Consider the following 20,810-nt stretch of genomic DNA (forward strand, 5'->3'; position numbering starts at 1 on the left):
TGAGCAAAGTCAAACGGGCATAAAGGATAAGAGGGCAAAGGGTCGGCGTCTTACAGCGTCGAGAAGTCAAAGGACGATTCCAGGAAGCCGGTGTTAAAGTTGCCGGCTTTGAAATCGGCGTTGTCCATCAGCGCGAGGTGGAAGGGAATCGTCGTTTTCACGCCTTCTACCACGAACTCCGACAACGCCCGCTTCATTTTCACGATGCACTCCTCGCGGGTCTGGGCTACGGTAATGAGCTTGGCAATCATCGAGTCGTAGTTCGACGGGATGGTGTAGCCCGCGTACACGTGGGTATCGACGCGCACACCGTGGCCGCCGGGAATGTGCAGCACGGTGATTTTGCCGGGGGAGGGGCGGAAGCCGTTTTTGGGGTCCTCGGCGTTGATGCGGCACTCCATAGCGTGCATCTTGGGGTAGTAGCTGTTGCCCGAAATCGGGACGCCGGCCGCCACCTTGATCTGCTCTTTGATCAGGTCGTAGTTGATGATTTCCTCGGTCACAGGGTGCTCCACCTGAATCCGGGTGTTCATCTCCATGAAGTAGAAGTCACGGTTGGCATCGACCAAGAATTCGATGGTGCCCACGCCTTCGTAGTTGATGGCCGCCGCGCCAGCAATGGCGGCTTTGCCCATCTTCTCGCGCAGCTCGTCGGTCATGAAGGGCGAAGGAGCTTCCTCAACTAGCTTCTGGTGGCGGCGCTGAATCGAGCAGTCACGCTCCGACAAGTGGCACACGTGGCCGTACTGGTCGCCGCAGATCTGAATTTCGATGTGGCGGGGCTCCACCACGAATTTCTCCAGGTAGATACCGTCGTTACCGAAGGCGGCTTTGGCCTCAGTACGGGCGTCATTCCAGCCTTTTTCCAGCTCCTCGTCGTTGTGGGCCACGCGCATCCCGCGGCCCCCGCCGCCGGCCGTCGCCTTGAGGATAACCGGGTACTTGATCTTGTGGGCAATCTTTAGCGCGTCCTGCAGAGAGTCAAGCAGGCCCACCGAGCCGGGAATGCAGGGCACGCCGGCTTTAATCATAGTGGCTTTGGCCGAGGCCTTGTCGCCCATCTGATTGATCATCTCGGGCGAGGCCCCGATGAATTTGATGTTGTTTTCCTGGCAGATGCGCGAGAATTCCGCGTTTTCCGACAAGAAGCCGTAGCCGGGATGAATGGCGTCGGCGTTGGTGATTTCGGCGGCGGCAATCAGCGTCGGGATGTTCAGGTACGACTGGGCGCTGCTGGGCGGGCCGATGCACACGGCCTCGTCGGCGAAACGTACGTGCAGGCTTTCCTTGTCGGCAGTAGAGTAAACGGCCACCGTCTTGATGCCCATTTCCTTGCAGGTGCGAATAATGCGCAACGCAATTTCGCCCCGGTTGGCAATCAGTATTTTCTTAAACACAGCTCTAGGGTGGATGGAAGAACCAAGAGCTTAGAACTTAGACTTTAGACGGTGTTTCCGTGGTTTGGTCTCAGCTCTAAGCTCTTGGTTCTTAGTTCTCAAATTACATCGGCTCGATCAGGAACAGGGGCTGGTCGTACTCGACCGGCGTGGCGTTTTCCACCAGCGCCTTCACGATGCGGCCCGAAGCTTCGGCTTCAATCTCGTTGAAGAGCTTCATGGCTTCGATGATGCAAATAACCTGGCCTTTCTCCACCACGTCGCCTACGTTCACGAAAGCCGGCGACTCGGGGCTGCTGCTGCGGTAGAACGTGCCAATCATCGGGGCTTTCAGCGGCTGATGGTTGCTGCTGGCCGCGGCCGGGGCAGCTGCGGGAGCAGCGGCTGGCGCAGCTGCGGCAGGAGCAGCTACGGGGGCGGGGGTTGCCTGTGGAGCGGCAGCCGGAGCGGCGGCTACGTGGCTGCTCACTACTTTCGTGTTGGGCTCGCGCTGCACCGAGATTTTAAATTCCTCGGTTTCGATGTTGACTTTGTTCAACCCTGATTTGGCGATAAAATCAATCAGGTCCTGGAGTTCTTTGGCTTTCATGGCGGCTTCGGTGGGGTGTTTCGGCTGCTTATTTGACTCTTTCGACATAGGAGTAGTCGCGGGTGTCGACGCGGATTTTGGTGTCTTGCTCAATGAACAGCGGCACCTGAATGCGGGCCCCGGTTTCCACGGTGGCGGGCTTCAGCGTGTTGGTAGCGGTGTCGCCGCGCAGGCCGGGCTCGGTGTAGGTCACCATCAGCTCCACGGTGGTGGGCAGTTCGGCCGTCAGGGGCTGCTCGGTTTCGGCATGAAACAGGATGGTTGCTTCCTGACCTTCCTTCATCAGGTCGGCGAAGGGCACCATGGCTTCGGGCAGGGATACCTGCTCGAAGGTCGAGTTGTCCATGAACGTATAGCCGTAGTCGTCCTTATACAAGAACTGGTGCGGACGCTGCTCGACGCGGGCGGTGGTTACTTTCACGCCGGCGTTGAAGGTGTTGTCCAGCACTTTGCCGGTTTTGATGTTACGGAGCTTGGTGCGCACAAAGGCGGGACCTTTGCCCGGTTTCACGTGCTGGAATTCGGTAATGACGTAGAGGTCATTGTTGTACTCGAGTACCAGACCGTTGCGAAAATCTGCGGTAGTGGCCATGCTTGGGAATTTTGAAAGGAATATGCTGACAGGAAGAAGTTGGCTACGGAAACGGTCCAACTGCTCTACCTGCTTAAGTTTCAGGGTTTCAGATGCTGGGCGGAAACGCAACGTGCCGTCCCGGAGAGTGGCGGGGCGGCACGTTGGGAGTGCAAGTATAGGAGTTTTCCGCGTCCAGCCCGCTTATTTACGCTTGTTGCGGGTCAGGTTTGGGGTCGTAGGCCCATTTCAGGTAGATAGAGCCCCAGGTAAACCCGCCTCCAAAGGCGGCCAGCACCAGGTTGTCGCCCTTGTGGAGCTGCTGCTCGTAGTCGGCCAAACACAGCGGAATCGTGGCGTTGGTTGTGTTGCCGTAGCGGTGAATGTTGAGCATCACCTTTTCGGGCCCCACGCCCATGCGGTTGGCCGTCGCGTCGATGATGCGCTTATTGGCCTGGTGAGGCACCAGCCAGGCGACATCCTCTTTGCTGAGGTTGTTGCGCTCCATCACCTGGGCGGCTACGTCGGCCATATTGGTTACGGCAAACTTGAACACCGTAGCGCCTTCCTGGTAAATGAAATGCTCCCGATTGGCCACGGTTTCGGCCGACGGTGGGCGGCGCGAGCCTCCGGCTTTCTGGTAGAGGTAGTGCTCTCCCTTCCCGTCGGTGCGCAGCACCTGATCCAGAATACCGTAGCCGTCAGTGCTGGGTTCGAGCAGCACGGCCCCGGCCCCGTCGCCGAAGATGATGCAGTTCGACCGGTCAGTGTAGTCCACGATGCTCGACATCTTGTCGGCCCCTACCACGATGACCTTTTTGTACATGCCGCTTTGGATGAACTGCGCGCCGGTAGCCAGTGAAAACAGAAAGCCCGAGCAGGCGGCCTGCACGTCGTAGCTGAAGGCATTGATGGCCCCCACGCCGTGCGAAATAATGTTGCCCGTGGCTGGAAACACCATGTCGCCGGTGGTGGTGGCGCAAATGAGGAGGTCGATGTCCTCGGCGCGGGTACCCGTCTTGTCCAGCAACTGCTGCACTGCCTTGATGCCCATCACCGAAGTGCCCTGGTTCTCGCCCTTCAGAATTCGTCGTTCCTTGATGCCAGTGCGCGTCGTAATCCACTCGTCGGTGGTGTCTACCATCTTCTCGAGTTCTTGATTGGTCAACACGTAGTCGGGCACGTAAGAGCCAACTCCGGTTATGGCAGCAGTGATTTTCATTCGGGAAACGGGAAAAAATAGGCAAAAAAAGTCCGGCCTCAGCCGGACTTAGTCGCTAGGACTTGAAAGTGTCTTTTATCTGGTCGGCAATGCCGGATTTAGCCATTTGATAGCCCTGTAGGAGCATGTTGCAAATAGCTTCCGGCGTGCTCACGCCGTGCCCGATAATGGCGTTGTCATTGATGCCCAAGATCGGGCTGCCGCCAATGGCTTCGTAATTGAACTTGTCGAAGAAGGGGTCGTGCATCTGCTTTTCAGCCAAGATGTCGTACACCGATTCGGCCATTTTCAGCACCACGTTGCCCGTGTAGCCGTCGCAGACAATCACGTCGGCTTTGTCATTGAACAGGTCGCGGCCTTCGATGTTGCCGATAAAATGAATATGGGGGTTCACTTTCAACAACTGGTGCGCGGCCTGGGTAATCACGGTGCCTTTGCCTTCTTCCTCACCCAGGTTCATCAAGCCCACTTTGGGCTTGTCGATGCCGAGCACGTACTGGGCGTAGAGAGAGCCTAGCTCGCCGAACTGCTCCAGCATCTCGGGCTTACACTCGGCATTGGCGCCCACGTCGAGCAGGATGCCGAAGCCACCTTTGAGCTTGGGAACAAAGTTGGCAATGGCCGGGCGCATCACGCCCGAAACGGGCTTCACGCTGAACATCGCGCCAACGAGCATGGCACCCGTGTTGCCGGCGGAGCAGAAAGCTTCCACTTCACCGTTGTGCAACATCCGGTAGCCCACGGCTATACTGGAATCCTGCTTTTGCTGGTAGGCTTTGGCAGGGTGCTCACCCATCTCGATAATCTGCGAGGCAGCTACGAGAATCAGGCCGTCGGCCGCGGCCCCGTGCTGCTGGAGCAAGGGGCGCACGGCATCTTCCTGGCCAATGAGCACAATCTGAGCCGCGCCGGCAAGCTTTTGGGCTGCCAGCACGGCGCCGTCCACGGCAGCCTGGGGGGCGAAATCGCCTCCCATTGCGTCCAGGGCTATCTTCATGTACGAGGTGTCAAGGGGTAGGGAGTCGGGAAGGCGGGCCGGCCGCAGCCGGCGAAGCGGGCTTATTCTTCGTCGGAAGCAGGAGCCGCGGCAGCTACGGGAGCGTAGTCTTTGATAGCTACTTTACCGTGCAGGTACAGGTCGCCGTCTACCACGTACGCCTTGTGACGCAGGTGCAGCTCACCCGTGTTCTGGCAGATGGTAACTGCTTTGGGAGTCAGCTTGTCGTGGGTGCGACGCTTGTCGCGGCGGGTCGAGGATTGACGGCGCTTAGGATGTGCCATGGGTACAGGGAAGTATTAAAAGTTGAATTATTGAAATGAGAAATGCCAGGTAGCACTTAGTTGAGGTTGCGCAGGGCATCCCAACGGGGGTCGGTGCCTTCGTCGTCATCCTCAATGTCGCCGGGCTGGCGGGTGGTGAAGATGAGCTTAGTTTCGGCATCGGGATTTTCATCGGGCTCATTCTGGAAGCGCGGGTGCAGCTTCTTCATGGGAATAGCCAAGCCGATGTAGTCGAATAAGTGCTGGGCAATGGGCAAGGTCTGGGTTTCGGGCGTGATTTGCAGCACGTCGTCGTCGAGTTCCAGGGCCTGGTCGCCGAAGCGCACCCGCAGGGAGTGGCGCACGTCGATGGGCTGGTCGAACTCATCCAGGCTCCGGTCGCAGATCAGGCGCACGGTACCCACGATGTGAAAGTCCAGGGTGATAAGCAGATCCGTTTTGGTCAGATTCACGTCGGCGTGGAGCTGGCCTTCCTGGATCAGGTTCTGCTCGAACTGCTCAAAGAAAGCGTGGTCCAGCTCAAACGCGAAATGGTGCGTTTTGCTGGCCAGCTTGGCAATGTTCAAGTCGTATTTAGAGTCCTTTTTCACAGGATTATTTGTAGAAGGGGGCAAAAGTAGAAAGATTTCCCCGTTTTAGGAAGACGAGCAACGCTTGGGCGGTTGGTTCAGGCGTTCTTAAGAATGAAGTCGGACGGAATATTCAACCGCTCATACAGGCGCTTGGCCAAATCCAGCGTGACGCGGCGCTTGCCGCTCAGAATCTGGGAAAGGCGGCCGGCCGGCACTTCCAGAAGCTCGGCCAGCTCCTTTTGCTTGAGGCGCATCTGCTGCCGCTTCAGCTCAATCATCTCGGCCAGGGAAGTTGGCAGCGTCGGGATGGGTAGCAGCCCTAATTGGCCTTCATAAGCGTCCAGGGCTACAATCAACTCCCGAAACTCGGCTTCCAGCGCCGGGTTGCCTTCCACTCCCGCAGCCGCCAGCGCATCAAGTCGGCGTAGGGCCGTGCGGTAGTCAGCGGGGGTGTGAAGAGTCATGCGGAGACGTTGAGACAGAGTGGCGCGGGCAACAACTACCCGCTTAGGAGCTGCAAAGCTACAACAGAGTTTTGATCTGACAAATAAAATTTCGCTTTTGGAAAGAATCTATCCCAAAGCGAAATACTCTACTCCATCCGGCCACCCCGTGGCGCCGGACCCGGCACCAACGGCTTGAGGCCTGCATACTTCTGGCGCTGCCGGATCAGGTCGCAGGCCATATAGACGGCCTCGCGAAACGAGGTTTCATCGGCCTTGAACTGCCCGGCCAGGCCGTAGGCCGTGCCATGGTCGGGAGAAGTGCGAATGACCGACAGGCCGGCCGTGAAGTTGACGCCCCGCTCGAAGGCAATAGTTTTGAACGGAATCAGGCCCTGGTCGTGGTACAACGCCAGGGTCGCGTCGAAGGAGCGGTACTGGCTGGTGCCGAAGTAGCCGTCGGCGGGGAAGGGGCCATAGACGAGGTGGCCTTCGCTGAGCAACTGCTCAATAACGGGCGTTACTACGTCGGCTTCTTCCGAGCCCAGCAGACCCTTTTCGCCGGCGTGGGGGTTGAGGCCGAGCACCGCTACCCGGGGCTTATCGATGCCAAAATCTCCTTTCAATGATTTGAGCAAAATCCGCAGCTTGGTGGTCAGCAGCTCCTTGGTCAGGCGGCCAGGCACGTCTTTCAGGGCTATGTGGCCGGTGGCCGTGGCCACGCGCAGGTCTTCACTGGCCAGCAGCATCAGGCTTTCGGGAGCGTCGAAGAAGCTGGTCAGAAATTCGGTATGGCCGGGGTAGCGAAACTCGTCGGACTGGGTGTTTTCCTTGCTGATGGGTGCCGTGACGAGGCCGTCGAGCAAGCCGGCTTTCAGGTCACGCGAGGCCGCTAGCAGCGACTCCCGGGCGGCGCGGCCGGAGGCGGCCGAAGGCTGACCGGGCGTGAGCGTGTAGTCTTCGTCCCAGCAGGTCACGGCATTGGGCTTGCCGGGGTCAATGTCGGCGGCGGAGCGCACCTGGCGAAAGGTGAGGGGTGCGGCGTGCTCTTCGGTGGGAAAGTCGTCGAAGAGCGCCGTGGCCGTGCCGTAGACCACCGGCGTGCAGTACTTGAGCAGGCGGGTGTCCAGCAGGGTTTTATAAATGATTTCCGGCCCGATACCGGCTAGGTCGCCAACTGAAATACCGAGGCGGGGAAGAGGGTTCATATGCGTGGTGTGCTTGGGGAAGCTGCAATTAAAAAAACGATTGTCATCCTCCTGAGCTTGCGAAGGACCTTATCCTGCTAGAACAAGTCGTTGTTACGAAGTCGTACTAACAGGATAAGGTCCTTCGCAAGCTCAGGATGACAGGGAAGAGGCAGAAGGCTACGCGCGGTTTTTGAGGAAGTCGTAGAGCAAGCGTACGGTAGTGCCGGTGCCGCCTTTGCCGCGGTAAGAGTCGGGGGCCATCAGGTAGGCCGGGCCGGCAATGTCGAGGTGGACCCAGGGGTAGCCGCCGGTGAAACGCTCCAGGAACTTACCGGCCGAAATGGCGCCAGCTTCAGCCTTACCCAGGTTGTTGATGTCGGCAATGTCGGACTTGATGTGCTCGGCGTATTCCTCCCACATTGGGAATTCTACCACCCGCTCGTGCACCCGGTTGCCGGACTTTTTCAGCTCGGCCATCTGGTCTTCCGAGGCGGTGCCCATAGCCACAATGCCTTCCTTACCGATGGCGCGGGCGGCCGAGCCGGTGAGCGTAGCAATATCAACCACAAATTCGGGCTCGTATTTCTTGGCAAACGCCAGGGCGTCGGCCAGGATAAGGCGGCCTTCAGCGTCGGTGTTCAGCACTTCCACGGTCAGGCCGCTGTACATGGTCAGCACGTCGCCGGGGGCAAAGGCCAGGCCGCCGGGGCGGTTGTCGGTGGCGGGCACCAGGCCGATAACGTGGAGCGGAACCTGGTTTTTGGCCAGGGCATAGAGCACGCCCGTTACGGCCGCCCCACCCGACATGTCGCACTTCATCATGTCCATGGAGGCCGGGGTGGGCTTCAGGCTCAGGCCGCCGGTATCGAATACTACGCCCTTGCCGACCAGCACGTAGGGCTTGGCGTTGGTGGCACCTTCGGGTTTGTACTCCATGATGGTAAACGTGGGCGGCTCGGGGCTGCCTTGGTTGACGGCCAACAGGCCGCCCATGCGCAGGGCCTCGATGCGGACCAAATCCAGGATTTCGGTATGGAAACCGGCCTCTTCGCCCGCGGCGGCCATCCGCTCGGCAAACTGCTCGGCATTGAGCTTGTTGAGCGGCATGTTGATCAGGTCCCGGGCCAGGAATACGCCCTGTAGCACACCATCCAGCTCCCGCAGCTCCTTGTCGGTGGCAGTGCCTACGACGTGGATATGGGCCAGCTTGGCGGGTTCCTTGGATTTCTCGTCGGTTTTGTAGCCTTCAAACTGGTAGGCCGTCAAAGCAATTCCTTCTACTAGGGCCAGGGCCAGGGTCGAATCGGGGTGGTCCGACAAGTCCTGCACGTAGAGCTCAGCTACTTTGGCCGCCTTCAGCTGGGCGTGGAGCTGATGGCCGCTCTTGCGCACGGCTTCGGCAACGAGGTGAATCGTCGATTTTTCGGCGGCGACAACAAAGTAATGCTGGTGGGAAAAGTGGTTGACCGTAATGAGCTTGCTGTCAGCGGCGAGCTGATCGGCAACGTACTGACGGGCAGCTTCGTGCAGATCCTGCAGCGACTGGGGAAGCTCCTTGGTGCCGGCGGGCAGCAGGAAGACGGCCGTAGCGTGCTGGGGCAGCTCGGTGGCGGTGGCTAGTTGAATCGACATAGACGGGCGTATCTTTGGGGCGAGTTAGGGCGCGCAAGGTAGGCAGCCTTTGGTAGAACTATAGTATAAGGACCCAGAACCGAGTGGTTCGGGCCTGTGCTCTTCCCAACGGCAGCTGCGGCGCCGGCTTTTTTCCTTTTACGCTTCAGCGGCGCATATTTCTGCAACATGGACCACGTTAGCCCCAAAAAACATTTAGGCCAGCACTTTCTGGCCGACCCCAACATCGCGCGGCGCATCGTGGATTCGTTGCGCCTGCCCGACGGCGTGACCGAAGTGCTGGAAATCGGGCCGGGCATGGGCGTGCTGACCGGCGACTTGCTCAAGCACTCCGAATACCGCACCACGGTGGTCGAAATTGACCGGGAATCGGTGGACTACCTGGGCCGCAACTTCCCCGCCCTGGAAGGCCGCATTCTGTCTGCCGACTTTCTGAAGCAGGATTTGAACAAACTGTTCCCTGGGCAGCCCTTGAGCATTATCGGCAACTTTCCCTACAACATCAGCAGCCAGATCTTCTTCCAGGTGCTGGCCCACCGGCAGCAGGTGCGCGAGGTGGTGGGCATGATTCAGAAGGAAGTGGCCGACCGGCTGGCCGAGCCGCCGGGCTCGAAAACCTACGGCATTCTGAGCGTGCTTTTGCAAGCCTTCTACACCGTGGAAATGCTCTTTACCGTGCCGCCCCACGTCTTTATTCCTCCGCCCAAGGTACAGTCGGCGGTAGTGCGGCTCACGCGCAACGACACTGAGCACCTGGGCTGCGACGAAAAGTTGTTTTTTCAGGTGGTCAAGCAGGCTTTTCAGACCCGGCGCAAAACCCTGCGCAATGCCCTGAAGCCCTTTGGCATGGTGCCCGAGGCGACCACCAACCCCGTGTTTGAAAAGCGGGCCGAACAGCTGGGCGTGGCCGATTTCGTGGAGCTGACCAAACACATCGAACAGCACCGCGTTATTGCTCCGCCGAGTGTCAACAACGCCAAGTCCCGGCGCGAAAAGAACGTTGCCGACGAAACCGAAGAAGAATAAGCTTCGCTAACCCCGCCCCCGGATGAGTGAACCTGCCCTGCCTCCCGAACCCAGTCAACCCCGCCACCCTGCAGTAGCTGCGCAGTCGCTTTGCCTCTGCGTGGATGAAATGCACCCGTCGTTGCCCGAATTGCTTGCGCCCCTGGGCGTGACGCTGCACTTCCGGCCCGATCTGAAAGCTGCCGAAATTCCGGCAGCCCTGGCCGCTGAGCCCTACGACGGGCTGATTGTGCGCAGCAAATTGCGCATCACGGCCGAGCTTCTGGCCCAGGGCCCGCACCTGCGCTACGTGGCCCGGGCCGGGGCCGGCGTCGATAATATCGACGAAGCTGCTTTGGCTGCGGCGGGCGTAACCTTGCTCAACGCACCCGAAGGCAACCGCGACGCGGTGGGAGAGTATACGCTGGGCCTCTTGCTGGCCCTGTTTCGCAACATCGTGCGGGCCGACCGGGAAGTGCGTCAGGGTATCTGGCAGCGCGAAGCCAACCGGGGCGAAGAAATTGCCGGTAAAGTCATTGGGATTCTGGGCTACGGCCACATGGGCGCGGCCTTCGCCCGGCGCCTGAGCAACTTTGGCTGCACCGTGCTGGCCCACGACCGGAACCCCGACCACCTGGGCGACCATAACGCCATTCTGGTGAGCCTACAGGAGCTGCAGGAGCGGGCCGATGTGCTGAGTATCCACATTCCTTACGAGGCCAGTAACAAGCACTTCGTGAATGACGAGCTGCTCACGGGTTTCCGCAACCCGATCTGGCTGCTGAACACGGCCCGGGGCGAGGTGCTCGACCACGCGGCCCTGGTCCGGGGCCTGCACAGCGGGCAGGTGCGGGGCGCGGCCCTCGATGTGCTCGAAAACGAGAAGCTTTCGACCCTGACCGCAGCGCAGCAGGCCAACCTGGACTTTCTGCAAGCGTCGCCCAACGTATTTTTTTCGCCCCACATCGGAGGCTGGAGCTTTCAGTCGTACCGGCGTATAAATGAGGTGCTGGCCCGTAAAATCGGAGAATTTCTGCGCGGCGCCCGAGCGACCCGCTAGCAGAAATTGCTGCGGGTTCGTATATTTGTCCTAAACCTGTTCCGGAGAACGGTCGGCCCCGCTGACCGTTCTCCTTGTTTTTTAGCAAACCCATCCCCCGACATGGCTACCGTAAATTACTATACCCCCGAAGGCCTGCAAAAGCTCAAAGACGAGTTGCAGGACCTCAAAATCCGCGGCCGGGCCAAAGCAGCTGAGGACCTACGCGAAGCCCGCGACAAAGGCGACCTGAGCGAAAATGCCGAGTACGATGCCGCCAAAGAAGCACAGGGCCTGCTAGAACTGAAAATCTCCAAGCTGGAAGAAATCGTTGGTAACGCCCGCGTTATCGACGACACCAACATGGACGTGACCAAGGTGTTGATCCTGAGTAAAGTAAAGCTCAAGAATCTGAAGAATAACATGATTCTCGATTACCTGCTCGTGGCCGAGGAAGAAGCTAACCTGGCCGCGGGCAAGATTTCGGTGAAGTCGCCCATCGGCAAAGGCCTGCTCGGCAAATCCGCCGGCGACACGGCTGAAATCACCGTACCCGCCGGAAAGCTGCAGTTCCAGATTCTGGAAGTAAGCCGCTAAGTGGTGAACTTGTGAGACTGTGAAATGGTGAGTTTTTCCATTTCGGCTAAGGGCGAAGCTGTCAGCTTCGCCCTTTTTGCGTTTTGCCCCGTACTTTGGCGCAAGCAGAACCTCAAACTCTCCACCTAACCATTTCACCACCTCACCACATGCCTTCGATATTCTCCCGCATTGTTTCGGGCGAGCTGCCCGCTTATAAAGTTGCCGAGGACGAGCACCACCTGGCTTTTCTCGACATCACGCCGCTGGTGGAAGGCCACACGCTGGTGATTCCCAAGCGGGAGGTGGACTATATTTTCGACATGGCGCCCGAGGAGCTGGCCGCTTTGCACCAGTTTGCCCAGCGCGTGGCCAAGGGCGTGAAGCAAGCCGTGCCCTGCCGGCGGATAGGCGTAGCCGTTATCGGCCTGGAAGTCCCCCACGCCCACATCCACTTGATTCCGATGACCAAGGTGGCAGATATGAACTTTGCCAATCCTAAAATCAAGGTGGAGGAGCGGCGCATGAACGAGCTGGCCGCCGCCATCAGTGCTCAGGTGCCTGCGGGCGGTGGTGCCAAGGCTGGTACCGAGGTAAAGCCCCTGGCCAGCAAAGCCGAGCGGGAAACCACAGAAACCAACGAAACGACAAGCACCAGTGCGGTCAATACTGCAACTGACCCCACGGCTCAGCAGCTGCGGAATCTAACGCAGGGACTGCAGTTTGTCAGTGAGTCGGATGCGCCGCTGGAGGTCGTCAGCCTCGCAGCTCCGGCAGGCGCTGTGACGGATGCTGAATTGCTTGAGCTTACCGGTCAGCCGGCCGGTACCAAGGTCGAAACCGTGGACCTGATGCACTTTCTGCGCAACCACACGGCCGACGATGGAGTGCTGGGCGACCCAGCTCTTTCGAACCGCTATAAAGCCCTGCAGATGTTTATGAAGCAGGAGCTGGACGAAACCAAGGTGTACCGCGTGGGCACCGGCCCGCAGGTGCAAGCATACGCCCTGGGCCGCACCTCCGACGGCAAGCTGGCCGGCTTCAAAACGGTACTGACCGAAACCTAAGCGTAAGCGGCTCCTGCCTCAAATACAAAGCCCTAGTTCCAAACACGGAGTTGGGGCTTTGTATTTGAGGCAGGAAGCACTCCAAAAAAACAAACAGGCCACCCCATAATGGTAGGGTAAGGCAATCGTAACGGGGCGCAAAGACAAGAGAGAGCCAGAAAAAACGGCTTTTCCAGACGAAGAAAGACAGTTGGGAAGGATAGCAGTAAAGCTGGCATGAGCGGTGTGGTAGCAGGAGCAACAACGTAACTCTGTACCCTTATTTCTCATTGCCATGTCACTCTATTCCGTTCTTCTCGTTCTCGTCATCTTCCTGCTGCTGGGCTTGCGCATTGCCCAGGAATACGAGCGGGCCATTGTCTTCCGCCTGGGTCGGTTTGTGGGTACCCGCGGCCCCGGGCTCTACTGAATTATCCCGTTTATCGAGCGGCAGCAAACCATCGACATGCGCACCAAAACCGTGGACCTGGAGCAGCAGGAAACCATTACTAAGGACAGCGTGACTATCAAGGTGAATGCCGTGCTCTGGTTTCGGGTGGTGGATCCGGCCGCGGCCATTATCAAAGTGGCCAACTTCAACCAGGCTGTGTACCAGCTTTCCGTCACGGCCCTGCGCAACATCATCGGGCAGCACCAGCTGGATGAGGTGCTCAAAGAACGCCAGCAGATTAATGCCACGTTGCAGGGCTTGGTGGATGCTGCCACAGAGCCCTGGGGCGTCAAGATTGAAATGGTGGAAATCAAGGACGTGGAAATTCCCGAATCCATGCAGCGGGCCATGGCCCGGGAGGCCGAAGCCATCCGCGAAAAGCGGGCCCGTATCATCAAGGCCGAGGCCGAGCTCGAAGCCAGCATCAAGCTCACCCAGGGGGCCCGGCAGATGGAGGAAAGCCCTATTGCCCTGGAGCTGCGCCGCTTGCAGATGCTCTCCGAAATCGGTATCGACAATAATACCACGACCATCGTGATGGTGCCTTCGGAGTTTACCCAGGCCGCCAAAAGCCTGACCCAGCTGGCGGGAAAAAGTTAAGCTTTCGACCGTCACCCTAAGTTAGTAAGGGCCTTGCTCACCAATTCACTGCATAGTTGCTGCCAACACGAAAAGGCCTCTAGCACGCGCTGGTAGAGGCCTTTTTCGTGTTGGTTACATTCTTATTGGTATTCCGAGCGGAGAGCCAGGACATGAAGAAGATCAGCTTGTTTAACTAATAGCTGGTTTGCGTGCTCCAATGTATCGTTCCTTCACTGTTTCGCTTTCGTGATACATCACTTGGCCATTGTCGAGGATTATGAAGGCACCCTCGTTTTGCCCGGCTATAGCTTGAACGGCTTCTTCCAATTGCATCCACTGGCCGTCTAACTTCTTTGATTCGTGCAGGATGTAACAGTCCTCACTTTTAGTGTGCCTTCGTATTTCTTGCAGGATGTAGTCTATTTCTGCTTGATAGGACAGGCTGGGAATCTTGTAGCAGAACTGTAAGTCCAGGTTCCTTGTAAAGTGCGCCAGCTCCCCGAACCCGTAGCCGCCATGCTTGCCGGGCTTCTCAATCATAGCCAGATATCGGTCCCGCTTAGGTTTGATTACGAAGTTTCGGATAAGATTCGCTACTATTTCAAAGTCAGGCAGCCGGCTTGCTTTCATGCCTTACTTGCCCTGCACGTAAAACGGAATGTTGGCCGTAGCCACATTGTCCTTGCCGTCATACGCATACACGAAGAGCCGGTACGCGCCTTCTGTGGCCGGTGCTTTCAATGTAGTCTGGCCCTTGGCGCCGGCCGGTACCAGGCCCGGAATGGCTGTGGGGCGGCTTTCCCGGTCGCCGCCGGTTTTCAGGTCCGTGCTTTCCGGCAGCAGCTCGTAGCGGTAAGTCAGCGCGTCCTTGTCGGGGTCTGTCACGGTGGCTACCACGGGCACGCTCTGGCCGGGCTGCACGTACACGTTGTCGGTGGCTTTTTTACCATTCAGGGTAAACGAAGCCAGGTGCGGGGCGCGGTTCTTCGGCCACTGGCCGCTCCACAGGTACTGCATTACGTCCACCACTTCCGACTCTTTACCGTCTTCGGTGAAGATGCCGTACCAGGTGGGCGTGCGTTCCTGCTTCTGCCCCCATAAGAACACGTAGGTGCCCAGGCACTGGGTTTTATCTTTAGCCACCGAGGCCTCGTAGCGGCTCTGGTACACGGCGGCTTTCTGGCTGCTGGTTTCTTCCACCGAGGCCTTCCAGGGCGTGACGGGGCTTTCCCAGTGGCCAGTGGGGCCCCACTCGGCCACCACGTAAGGGCCGGTCCAGCCGGTTTTGCGCACCTGCTGCGGAATTTCGGCTAGGCCGGCATAGGTGTTGATGCTCAGAATATCCACGGCCGGGCACTTGGCCTTGATGTAGTCGGCTTCCTTCTGGTTGAGGCCGGCCAGCACGGTGCTGGTGGGGTGGTTAGGGTCGACTTCGTGAATCATCTGGGCAATCTGCTGCACGGCGTCCCATACCTTGGGGTTGGTGTATTCCAGGTTCAGCTCGTTGCCAATGCCCCAGAATAGCACGGCCGGGTTGTCCTTGTACTTGAGCACTTCGGCCTTTACTTTCTGCAGCTGCTGGGCCACGGCTTCGGGGTTGTTATAATCGAAGCCGTGCCGCTCCCGGGCCACGTCGAGGCCCACCATTACCGTGAGGCCGTTCTTGCCAGCTTCGGCCAGCACCTTATCGGCATTTTCGGTGCTCCAGGTGCGGATGGAATTGCCGCCGTAGGCTTTTACCCGCTCCGGAAACTGCCCGCCGCCGGCCCCATTAATGAAGTATGGCTTGCCGCCACGCAGCAGCTCGTAGCGGCCGTTGCCCTGCTTTACTTCGACCTTGACAGGGCCATTTTGGGCGAAAGTTGTGGTGGCAAACGTGAGTAGGGGTAGCAGCAGGGTAAATTTCATAGGAATTTGTGGCTGTTAGAGAAGGAGCTCAAATTAACGGCTATTTCCCAACTGCTTCACCTGCCTGCCCAGGGTTTTGGCAGAGCATGAATCGGCAGTGGGGGCCCCAAAGATGACGGGCCCGAAAAAAAGTTGCCCGGAGCTGTAACCTTCCCCCGTCGGCGCAGTGTCCACCGCTGAAGTACACTTCGCCGCTGCCGCAGCACGGTGCCCGTTGGTTCGGGTAGTCGTGTTGGGGGCCCCAGTGTGATGCTTACCAAAACCGGCTTTTACCCCGTTGCCGGCGTCATTTTTTGGCGCTGCAGAACTCCATTGCCTTTTCCGAACTACTGCTGCCAGCTTACCAAACCACTTCCGCACCGTGAAAAACAACTTCTACTCAACTACGGCTGGCTTGGCCTTCGCCGTTGCCGCGGGGCTGTTACTGCCGTCCGCCGCTGCGGCCCAAACTGCGGCCGCCGTCACGGGCCGGGTGCAGACCGAGGCCGGTGCCCCCATTGACTATGCCACCGTCACGCTGCACCGCGCTGCGGATTCCACGCTGGTCAAGACAGAGTTTAGCGACGCGAAAGGCGAGTACCGGTTTGAGCTGCCGCCCGCCGGCAACTACCGGGTGTCGGCGGCGCAGGTGGGCTACAACCGGGCCTGGAGCGCTACGTTTACGCTGCCCGGCAGCAGCGCGGTTCCGGTTATCACGCTGCGCGTAAACTCGGCTACCCAACTCAAGGAAGTGCAGGTAGTGGGGCAAAAGCCGCTGTTTGAGCGCCAGGCCGACCGTACCATCGTGAATGTGGAAGGCTCGACGCTGGCCACCGGCAATTCCACGCTGGAAGTACTGAGCCGGGCCCCGGGCGTAACCGTGGATGCCAACGACAACCTGGCGTTGCGCGGGCGGCAGGGCTTGCTGGTCATGATTGATGGCAAGCGCCAGCCCATGACCGGTGCCGAGCTGGCCGACTACCTCCGCGCCCTGCCCGCCGACCAGCTCAAGAGCATAGAGCTCATTACCAGTCCGCCGGCCAAGTACGATGCTCAGGGCAGCGCGGGCATTATCGACATTAAGCTCAAAAAGGACCAGCGCCAGGGTACTAATGGCAGTGGCAACCTCAGCTACGGCCGCGGGCAGTTCGGCCGGTTTTCGACCAGCGCCTCGGGCAACCACCGCCAGAAAGGCCTCAACCTGTTTGCCTCGACTACCTACACCCGCCGCCGCAACTTTGGCTTGCGCAACACCTACCGCTCGTACTACGAAACGGCCGACACGGGCCCCGAGCTGGTGAGCCAGGCCGACCAGCGCAATAACCAGATCGGCAGTGACCATTTTCTGATCTGGCGGCTGGGCACCGACGTAAACCTGTCGGCCAATACGACCCTGGGCGGGGTGGTGACGGGCTTTGCCGTGCCCAATCCGCGGCCCGGCGGGAGCAGCACCAACGTGAGCTACTTCTACGACGGAGCCGGCCAGCTGACCGATTACTACACGGCCCAGGGCACGGGGGTGGGCTATAACCCCAACGTTACGGCCAACCTTAACTTTCGGCACGTATTTGCCAAGGCCAAAACGGTCAAACCCGAGCTGACGGCCGACCTCGACTATGCCCGCTACTACACCCACCGTTTGCAGAGCCTGACCACGTTTTACGAGCTGTCGGGGCGGCCCCAAGTCCTGCTCAACGGCGACCAAACGGGCGAGCTGGTCATTCAGGCGGCCAAGGCTGATTATAGCCGAACCCTGAGCGAAAACACGACCATGGAAGCCGGGGCCAAAGCCAGCCGGGTGTTTTCCGACAACGACATTCTGTTCCTGACCACAGTAGAGGGCATCACGAGCGTAGACCAGGGCCGGACCAACCGGTTCCGCTACGACGAGTTGATTTCGGCCGCCTATGTGAATGTAAGTCACAAAGTAGGCAAGCTGAATCTGCAGGCGGGCCTGCGCGGGGAGCAAACCCACGCCACAGGCGAGCAGGTAGTGGAGTCCGACAACTTCCGCCGCGACTATTACCAGCTGTTTCCCACGGCCTCGGTGAAATACACGCCCAGCGCGGTGCATGAGTGGATGGCGGCCCTGAGCCGGCGCATCAACCGGCCCTCGTACCGGCAGCTCAACCCGTTCCGCTTCGTCATTGACCCCACCACCACCGGCAAGGGCAACCCCGAGCTGCGGCCCGAAACCAGCTACAATCTCGAACTGGCCCACACCTTCAAGCAGAAATTCACCACCAGCCTGAGCTACAGTCTCACCCAGAACCCCATTACCGACGTGGCCCAGCCCGAGTCACGCACCTCTACCGTGTCGATGTACGTGAACCTGAACCAGCAGCACTACGCGGCCCTGACCCTGACGGCCCCGCTCACGCCCACGAAATGGTGGCAGGTATACAACAACGCAGTGTTTTTCTACATCCACTACCAGGGTACCCTGGCCAATACTTCTCTCAGCCGCGGGCAGGGTGCCTTCACGCTCAGTAGCAACAGCACGTTCACCTTCGGCAAGGGCTGGGGCGCCGAGCTGAGCGGCAACTACTACTCCCGGCAGCGGGTGGGCTTTTTCGTCTTCCAGGATTACGGACAGGTAAACCTGGGCGTGCAAAAGGCGCTCTGGGACCGGAAAGCGACCCTGCGCCTGGCCGCCACCGACATCCTGCTGACCACCCCGCTACGGGCCCGCTCCACCTACAACAACTACCAGGAGGACCTCTACCTGCGCCGCGACTCCCGGGTGGCTACTTTGTCCTTGAGCTGGCGCCTGGGCAACGATAAGCTAACTTCCACGAACCGCCGCTCCGGGGCCGAGGACGAGAAGCGCCGGGCCCAGTGAGTTGCAGCCAGAGCATAACCATGCCGCTCGGGCTTGCGTTATACCAGCTCCACCATATTCCCTTGTCAATCATGAGCATATTTGGTTCTGACCGCCCAAGCGGTTCCATGGGAGGCCTGCTGTCGGGTCTGTTTCGTACCATTGGCGGTGGCAGTCCAGCCACCGGCACGTCCAATCCCGCTGCCCGCCCCGCAGGCATGGGCCGCAAGTTGGCTACCGGTGCTCTGCTGGCAGCTGGAGCGGCCTACCTATATAACCGCAACAAAGCCAAGGGCGTAAATCCGCCGGGCTTCCTTTCTGGTAACTAGTTTTACCTAACGCCTCATCAGCACAAAGCCCCACCGGCTGGCCTTTTCGGCCGGGGTGGGGCTTTGTGCTTGGCCTGTGGCCGGGCGGGGATGGCAGACAATACGAGCGGGTCTAGCGTGGTGCCAGCCGGTTTTTAAGCCAGCGTCGCACCGGCTCATCGTAGAATTTCAAGCTAACATAGGCCAGCAGAACCGCCGCCCCAAACGTGAGTACCGCTACCGGCAGGGCCTGCGCCAGCGTCGGCTTATGCGTGCCCACCCAGCCGGTATAGATGTACACTAGCGGGAAGTGGGTCATGTAAATAGGGTAGGAGATGTCGCCCAGAAACTTGCAGAGGCGGGCCGGTTTTTCGCCGGCAATCTGCCCGCTGGCTCCCAGCCACACGATGAGCGGGAACAGCACCACGATGCTCAGCGAGTCGTAGAGGCCGTTGAGCCACAGCCGTTCCGCCCCCCAATGCGCGGCATGGCCAACACCAGTACCAGCAGCACGCTACATGCCAGAAAAGCGGATTTGAACCGGGCCAGCGGCGCTACGCGCGAGAGCAGCAACCCGGCAAAAAATGGAAACATAACCCGGCTAACCCCAACGCGCAGCTGCTCGGGCTCCAACGACCAGCCCCCGATTACGTCGCCAGCCGGACTGGTCACAGCCAGGTGAATCAGGGCCGCGCCGGCCAGAGCTACCAGGATGCCCAGCGCCGTATTAGAAAACTTGCGTACTCCCAGCGCATAAAGCAGGTTGGCAACGTACTCGTAGAAGAGCGACCAGCCCGGCCCGTTCAGCGGGTGCATCTCGTGCCAGCCCCGGATGTCCATTGATACCGGCAGCGGCAGCAGGGTGAAGCCAACAAGCATCACCAGCAGCACTTTCCAGGCCGGTACCGCAGCGATGCCCGGCCACACGGGCGAGGCCTGAAAATAGAAGCAGATAGCGCCGATTACCATGCCCAGCACCACCAGCGGCTGCAAGCGTATCAGGCGGATGCGGAAAAACTCCTTGAGCGTGAGCCGGCTCCACCGGTCATCGTAGGCGTAGCCAATAACGAAGCCCGAGAGCAGGAAGAAGAAGTCGACGGCCAGGTAGCCGTGGTTGATGACCTGGTCGAGGTGACTGGTGGCGTGCGATTCACAAAGGTGAAAGGCCACGACCATCAGGGCTGCCACGCCCCGCAACCCGTCCAGAATGGCGTAGTGCGGCTTGGTGCTAAGCGGCGTCGGATGCGCGGCAGTGAGTACTTGAGTAGACTCCATGAATGAGAAATAAGAATAAGTAGCGAATGGAATACAGCTGCACGGATCTTTCCCGGGCTGGCTAAAGTACCAGTCTTGGCAATAGCAGACAATGCTGCGGATCCCCAAATTGCTTTATGCTAAAACGTTTTGCAGATGCCCCGCGCATTTGCCCAGCGGCCACGAAAAGCTTCCCCGTGCCCGGCGCTATTTGTAACGGCTCAGAAAACCTTTCGCGGCCACCCCGCGCTTTCTCCGCCGATCTAAAAAGCCTTTCACGGGCACCCGGAAGTTTTGCCGGGTGCCGCGAAAGGCTTTCTGAACGGAGCGAGAATTCTTTGACGAGCAACTACAGCTTACCAGAGGGCCCCGGTGTTTTGCGGAGGCTCCGGGTAAGCTATAGCCACTCGTTTGGCCTTTTCCTGGCTGCTGTGCGAAGCGTTTATCAGCGGCCCGGCTCACCAGCGCTTACCCGTCGAGCCGCTGTCGGGCTTCCGGCGTGACGGGGGCAAAGAAGTTGACGAGGTTGCCGTCCGGGTCGAGGAAGAGCAGGGAGCGGTTACCCCAGGGCATGGTGGTAGGGGGCTGCACTACGGCCTCGCCAAGCACGGGAGCCAGGCGCTGGTAGTCGGCGTCCACGTCGGCGACGCGGAATTCGAGGATGGCCGAGGAGTTGTGAGCGGCGCGGGCCACGTGCTGCCCGCCAAATTGCAGGGTGCGGGTACTGCCGATGCCCAGTGTGGCCGTCGGGGTTTGGAGCTCGGCAAAGTCTTCGGTGTACTGCCGCACGGGCAGCCCGCTGATCTGCTCGTAGAACTGCACCAGGCGGGGCACGTCGTTGGTAATTACGCGGATGGAGGCAAACTTCATGGGGAATCAGGTAAAAAATGAATGATGCCCCAAAGCTCCGCCCGCCCACTGACAACCCTATGGCAGTCTGAATT

The 20,810-nt window shown here is 59.3% G+C and carries 23 protein-coding genes; 8 read left to right on the top strand and 15 right to left on the bottom strand.

Annotation, left to right across the window (positions count from 1 at the left end; genetic code table 11):
- Positions 1-50: 50 nt before the first annotated feature.
- The 10 genes from accC to MUN80_RS16010 all read right to left on the bottom strand — a co-directional run bounded on the left by accC (position 51) and on the right by MUN80_RS16010 (position 8,897).
- Positions 51-1,397, bottom strand: a complete 1,347-nt coding sequence (accC, locus tag MUN80_RS15965; RefSeq protein ID WP_244714462.1) for an acetyl-CoA carboxylase biotin carboxylase subunit — start codon at positions 1,395-1,397, stop codon at positions 51-53.
- Between the two features lie 103 nt (positions 1,398-1,500).
- Positions 1,501-1,986: an acetyl-CoA carboxylase biotin carboxyl carrier protein gene (gene accB, locus MUN80_RS15970; protein ID WP_244714463.1), complete on the bottom strand. Its 486-nt coding sequence runs from the start codon at positions 1,984-1,986 to the stop codon at positions 1,501-1,503.
- Positions 1,987-2,014: 28 nt separating this feature from the next.
- Complete coding sequence (gene efp / locus MUN80_RS15975; RefSeq protein ID WP_100335667.1) at positions 2,015-2,578, bottom strand: elongation factor P; 564 nt, start codon at positions 2,576-2,578, stop codon at positions 2,015-2,017.
- Between the two features lie 187 nt (positions 2,579-2,765).
- Positions 2,766-3,779, bottom strand: coding sequence for a beta-ketoacyl-ACP synthase III (locus MUN80_RS15980; RefSeq protein WP_244714465.1), 1,014 nt, complete (start codon positions 3,777-3,779; stop codon positions 2,766-2,768).
- Positions 3,780-3,834: 55 nt separating this feature from the next.
- Positions 3,835-4,776 (bottom strand): phosphate acyltransferase PlsX, encoded by a 942-nt coding sequence (gene plsX, locus MUN80_RS15985; RefSeq protein ID WP_244714466.1) that lies wholly within the window; start codon positions 4,774-4,776, stop codon positions 3,835-3,837.
- A gap of 62 nt (positions 4,777-4,838) precedes the next feature.
- Complete coding sequence (rpmF, locus tag MUN80_RS15990) at positions 4,839-5,060, bottom strand: 50S ribosomal protein L32 (RefSeq protein ID WP_100335670.1); 222 nt, start codon at positions 5,058-5,060, stop codon at positions 4,839-4,841.
- Between the two features lie 56 nt (positions 5,061-5,116).
- Positions 5,117-5,650: a YceD family protein gene (locus MUN80_RS15995; RefSeq protein ID WP_244714467.1), complete on the bottom strand. Its 534-nt coding sequence runs from the start codon at positions 5,648-5,650 to the stop codon at positions 5,117-5,119.
- Between the two features lie 77 nt (positions 5,651-5,727).
- Positions 5,728-6,096 (bottom strand): helix-turn-helix domain-containing protein, encoded by a 369-nt coding sequence (locus MUN80_RS16000; protein ID WP_244714469.1) that lies wholly within the window; start codon positions 6,094-6,096, stop codon positions 5,728-5,730.
- Positions 6,097-6,224: 128 nt separating this feature from the next.
- Complete coding sequence (gene pdxA, locus MUN80_RS16005) at positions 6,225-7,283, bottom strand: 4-hydroxythreonine-4-phosphate dehydrogenase PdxA (protein WP_244714471.1); 1,059 nt, start codon at positions 7,281-7,283, stop codon at positions 6,225-6,227.
- 159 nt (positions 7,284-7,442) lie between these two features.
- Positions 7,443-8,897: a leucyl aminopeptidase family protein gene (locus tag MUN80_RS16010; protein ID WP_244714472.1), complete on the bottom strand. Its 1,455-nt coding sequence runs from the start codon at positions 8,895-8,897 to the stop codon at positions 7,443-7,445.
- Positions 8,898-9,065: 168 nt separating this feature from the next.
- Between MUN80_RS16010 and rsmA the strand changes: the two genes are divergently transcribed.
- From rsmA to MUN80_RS16040, 6 genes are all read left to right on the top strand, one after another.
- Complete coding sequence (gene rsmA, locus MUN80_RS16015) at positions 9,066-9,923, top strand: 16S rRNA (adenine(1518)-N(6)/adenine(1519)-N(6))-dimethyltransferase RsmA (RefSeq protein WP_244714473.1); 858 nt, start codon at positions 9,066-9,068, stop codon at positions 9,921-9,923.
- A gap of 22 nt (positions 9,924-9,945) precedes the next feature.
- Positions 9,946-10,962, top strand: coding sequence for an NAD(P)-dependent oxidoreductase (locus MUN80_RS16020; protein WP_244714474.1), 1,017 nt, complete (start codon positions 9,946-9,948; stop codon positions 10,960-10,962).
- A 102-nt stretch (positions 10,963-11,064) separates the two neighbouring features.
- On the top strand, positions 11,065-11,538 hold the full coding sequence (gene greA / locus MUN80_RS16025; protein WP_100335677.1) for a transcription elongation factor GreA: 474 nt from the start codon (positions 11,065-11,067) through the stop codon (positions 11,536-11,538).
- Positions 11,539-11,687: 149 nt separating this feature from the next.
- On the top strand, positions 11,688-12,584 hold the full coding sequence (locus tag MUN80_RS26120; RefSeq protein WP_311136243.1) for a nuclease A inhibitor family protein: 897 nt from the start codon (positions 11,688-11,690) through the stop codon (positions 12,582-12,584).
- 274 nt (positions 12,585-12,858) lie between these two features.
- Positions 12,859-12,993 (top strand): hypothetical protein, encoded by a 135-nt coding sequence (locus MUN80_RS26005; RefSeq protein ID WP_262922009.1) that lies wholly within the window; start codon positions 12,859-12,861, stop codon positions 12,991-12,993.
- 12 nt (positions 12,994-13,005) lie between these two features.
- Entirely contained in the window at positions 13,006-13,614 is a 609-nt protein-coding gene (locus tag MUN80_RS16040; RefSeq protein ID WP_262922080.1) for a slipin family protein, read from the top strand.
- 171 nt (positions 13,615-13,785) lie between these two features.
- Here the strand turns inward: MUN80_RS16040 and MUN80_RS16045 are convergent, their stop codons facing one another.
- On the bottom strand, positions 13,786-14,136 hold the full coding sequence (locus MUN80_RS16045; RefSeq protein ID WP_244714476.1) for a hypothetical protein: 351 nt from the start codon (positions 14,134-14,136) through the stop codon (positions 13,786-13,788).
- A 93-nt stretch (positions 14,137-14,229) separates the two neighbouring features.
- The gene (locus tag MUN80_RS16050; RefSeq protein WP_244714477.1) at positions 14,230-15,504 is read right to left on the bottom strand and encodes a glycoside hydrolase family 2 TIM barrel-domain containing protein; all 1,275 of its coding nucleotides are present in this window, start codon (positions 15,502-15,504) and stop codon (positions 14,230-14,232) included.
- A 361-nt stretch (positions 15,505-15,865) separates the two neighbouring features.
- On the opposite strand from MUN80_RS16050, the gene MUN80_RS16055 reads away from it, so the two are divergent.
- Together MUN80_RS16055 and MUN80_RS16060 are read left to right on the top strand one after the other, a co-directional pair.
- On the top strand, positions 15,866-18,325 hold the full coding sequence (locus MUN80_RS16055; protein ID WP_244714478.1) for a TonB-dependent receptor: 2,460 nt from the start codon (positions 15,866-15,868) through the stop codon (positions 18,323-18,325).
- Positions 18,326-18,396: 71 nt separating this feature from the next.
- Complete coding sequence (locus MUN80_RS16060; RefSeq protein ID WP_244714479.1) at positions 18,397-18,633, top strand: hypothetical protein; 237 nt, start codon at positions 18,397-18,399, stop codon at positions 18,631-18,633.
- A gap of 112 nt (positions 18,634-18,745) precedes the next feature.
- On the opposite strand, the gene MUN80_RS26010 is transcribed toward MUN80_RS16060, so the two are convergent.
- From MUN80_RS26010 to MUN80_RS16070, 3 genes are all read right to left on the bottom strand, one after another.
- On the bottom strand, positions 18,746-19,039 hold the full coding sequence (locus tag MUN80_RS26010; RefSeq protein WP_262922010.1) for an acyltransferase family protein: 294 nt from the start codon (positions 19,037-19,039) through the stop codon (positions 18,746-18,748).
- Between the two features lie 5 nt (positions 19,040-19,044).
- Positions 19,045-19,887, bottom strand: a complete 843-nt coding sequence (locus MUN80_RS16065) for an acyltransferase family protein (protein WP_262922011.1) — start codon at positions 19,885-19,887, stop codon at positions 19,045-19,047.
- A gap of 447 nt (positions 19,888-20,334) precedes the next feature.
- Positions 20,335-20,736, bottom strand: a complete 402-nt coding sequence (locus tag MUN80_RS16070; RefSeq protein WP_244714480.1) for a VOC family protein — start codon at positions 20,734-20,736, stop codon at positions 20,335-20,337.
- Positions 20,737-20,810: the final 74 nt, after the last annotated feature.

This window comes from Hymenobacter cellulosivorans, assembly GCF_022919135.1.
Taxonomy (GTDB): Bacteria; Bacteroidota; Bacteroidia; order Cytophagales; family Hymenobacteraceae; genus Hymenobacter; species Hymenobacter cellulosivorans.

What these genes read in the sequence shown, in the direction of transcription:
- accB (WP_244714463.1), bottom strand. Translation starts at nt 1,986, where the DNA reads ATGAAAGCCAAAGAACTCCAGGACCTGATTGATTTTATCGCCAAATCA.
- efp (WP_100335667.1), bottom strand. Translation starts at nt 2,578, where the DNA reads ATGGCCACTACCGCAGATTTTCGCAACGGTCTGGTACTCGAGTACAAC.
- MUN80_RS15980 (WP_244714465.1), bottom strand. Translation starts at nt 3,779, where the DNA reads ATGAAAATCACTGCTGCCATAACCGGAGTTGGCTCTTACGTGCCCGAC.
- plsX (WP_244714466.1), bottom strand. Translation starts at nt 4,776, where the DNA reads ATGAAGATAGCCCTGGACGCAATGGGAGGCGATTTCGCCCCCCAGGCT.
- rpmF (WP_100335670.1), bottom strand. Translation starts at nt 5,060, where the DNA reads ATGGCACATCCTAAGCGCCGTCAATCCTCGACCCGCCGCGACAAGCGT.
- MUN80_RS16000 (WP_244714469.1), bottom strand. Translation starts at nt 6,096, where the DNA reads ATGACTCTTCACACCCCCGCTGACTACCGCACGGCCCTACGCCGACTT.
- pdxA (WP_244714471.1), bottom strand. Translation starts at nt 7,283, where the DNA reads ATGAACCCTCTTCCCCGCCTCGGTATTTCAGTTGGCGACCTAGCCGGT.
- MUN80_RS16010 (WP_244714472.1), bottom strand. Translation starts at nt 8,897, where the DNA reads ATGTCGATTCAACTAGCCACCGCCACCGAGCTGCCCCAGCACGCTACG.
- rsmA (WP_244714473.1), top strand. Translation starts at nt 9,066, where the DNA reads ATGGACCACGTTAGCCCCAAAAAACATTTAGGCCAGCACTTTCTGGCC.
- MUN80_RS16020 (WP_244714474.1), top strand. Translation starts at nt 9,946, where the DNA reads ATGAGTGAACCTGCCCTGCCTCCCGAACCCAGTCAACCCCGCCACCCT.
- greA (WP_100335677.1), top strand. Translation starts at nt 11,065, where the DNA reads ATGGCTACCGTAAATTACTATACCCCCGAAGGCCTGCAAAAGCTCAAA.
- MUN80_RS26120 (WP_311136243.1), top strand. Translation starts at nt 11,688, where the DNA reads ATGCCTTCGATATTCTCCCGCATTGTTTCGGGCGAGCTGCCCGCTTAT.
- MUN80_RS26005 (WP_262922009.1), top strand. Translation starts at nt 12,859, where the DNA reads ATGTCACTCTATTCCGTTCTTCTCGTTCTCGTCATCTTCCTGCTGCTG.
- MUN80_RS16045 (WP_244714476.1), bottom strand. Translation starts at nt 14,136, where the DNA reads ATGATTGAGAAGCCCGGCAAGCATGGCGGCTACGGGTTCGGGGAGCTG.
- MUN80_RS16050 (WP_244714477.1), bottom strand. Translation starts at nt 15,504, where the DNA reads ATGAAATTTACCCTGCTGCTACCCCTACTCACGTTTGCCACCACAACT.
- MUN80_RS16060 (WP_244714479.1), top strand. Translation starts at nt 18,397, where the DNA reads ATGAGCATATTTGGTTCTGACCGCCCAAGCGGTTCCATGGGAGGCCTG.
- MUN80_RS16065 (WP_262922011.1), bottom strand. Translation starts at nt 19,887, where the DNA reads ATGGAGTCTACTCAAGTACTCACTGCCGCGCATCCGACGCCGCTTAGC.
- MUN80_RS16070 (WP_244714480.1), bottom strand. Translation starts at nt 20,736, where the DNA reads ATGAAGTTTGCCTCCATCCGCGTAATTACCAACGACGTGCCCCGCCTG.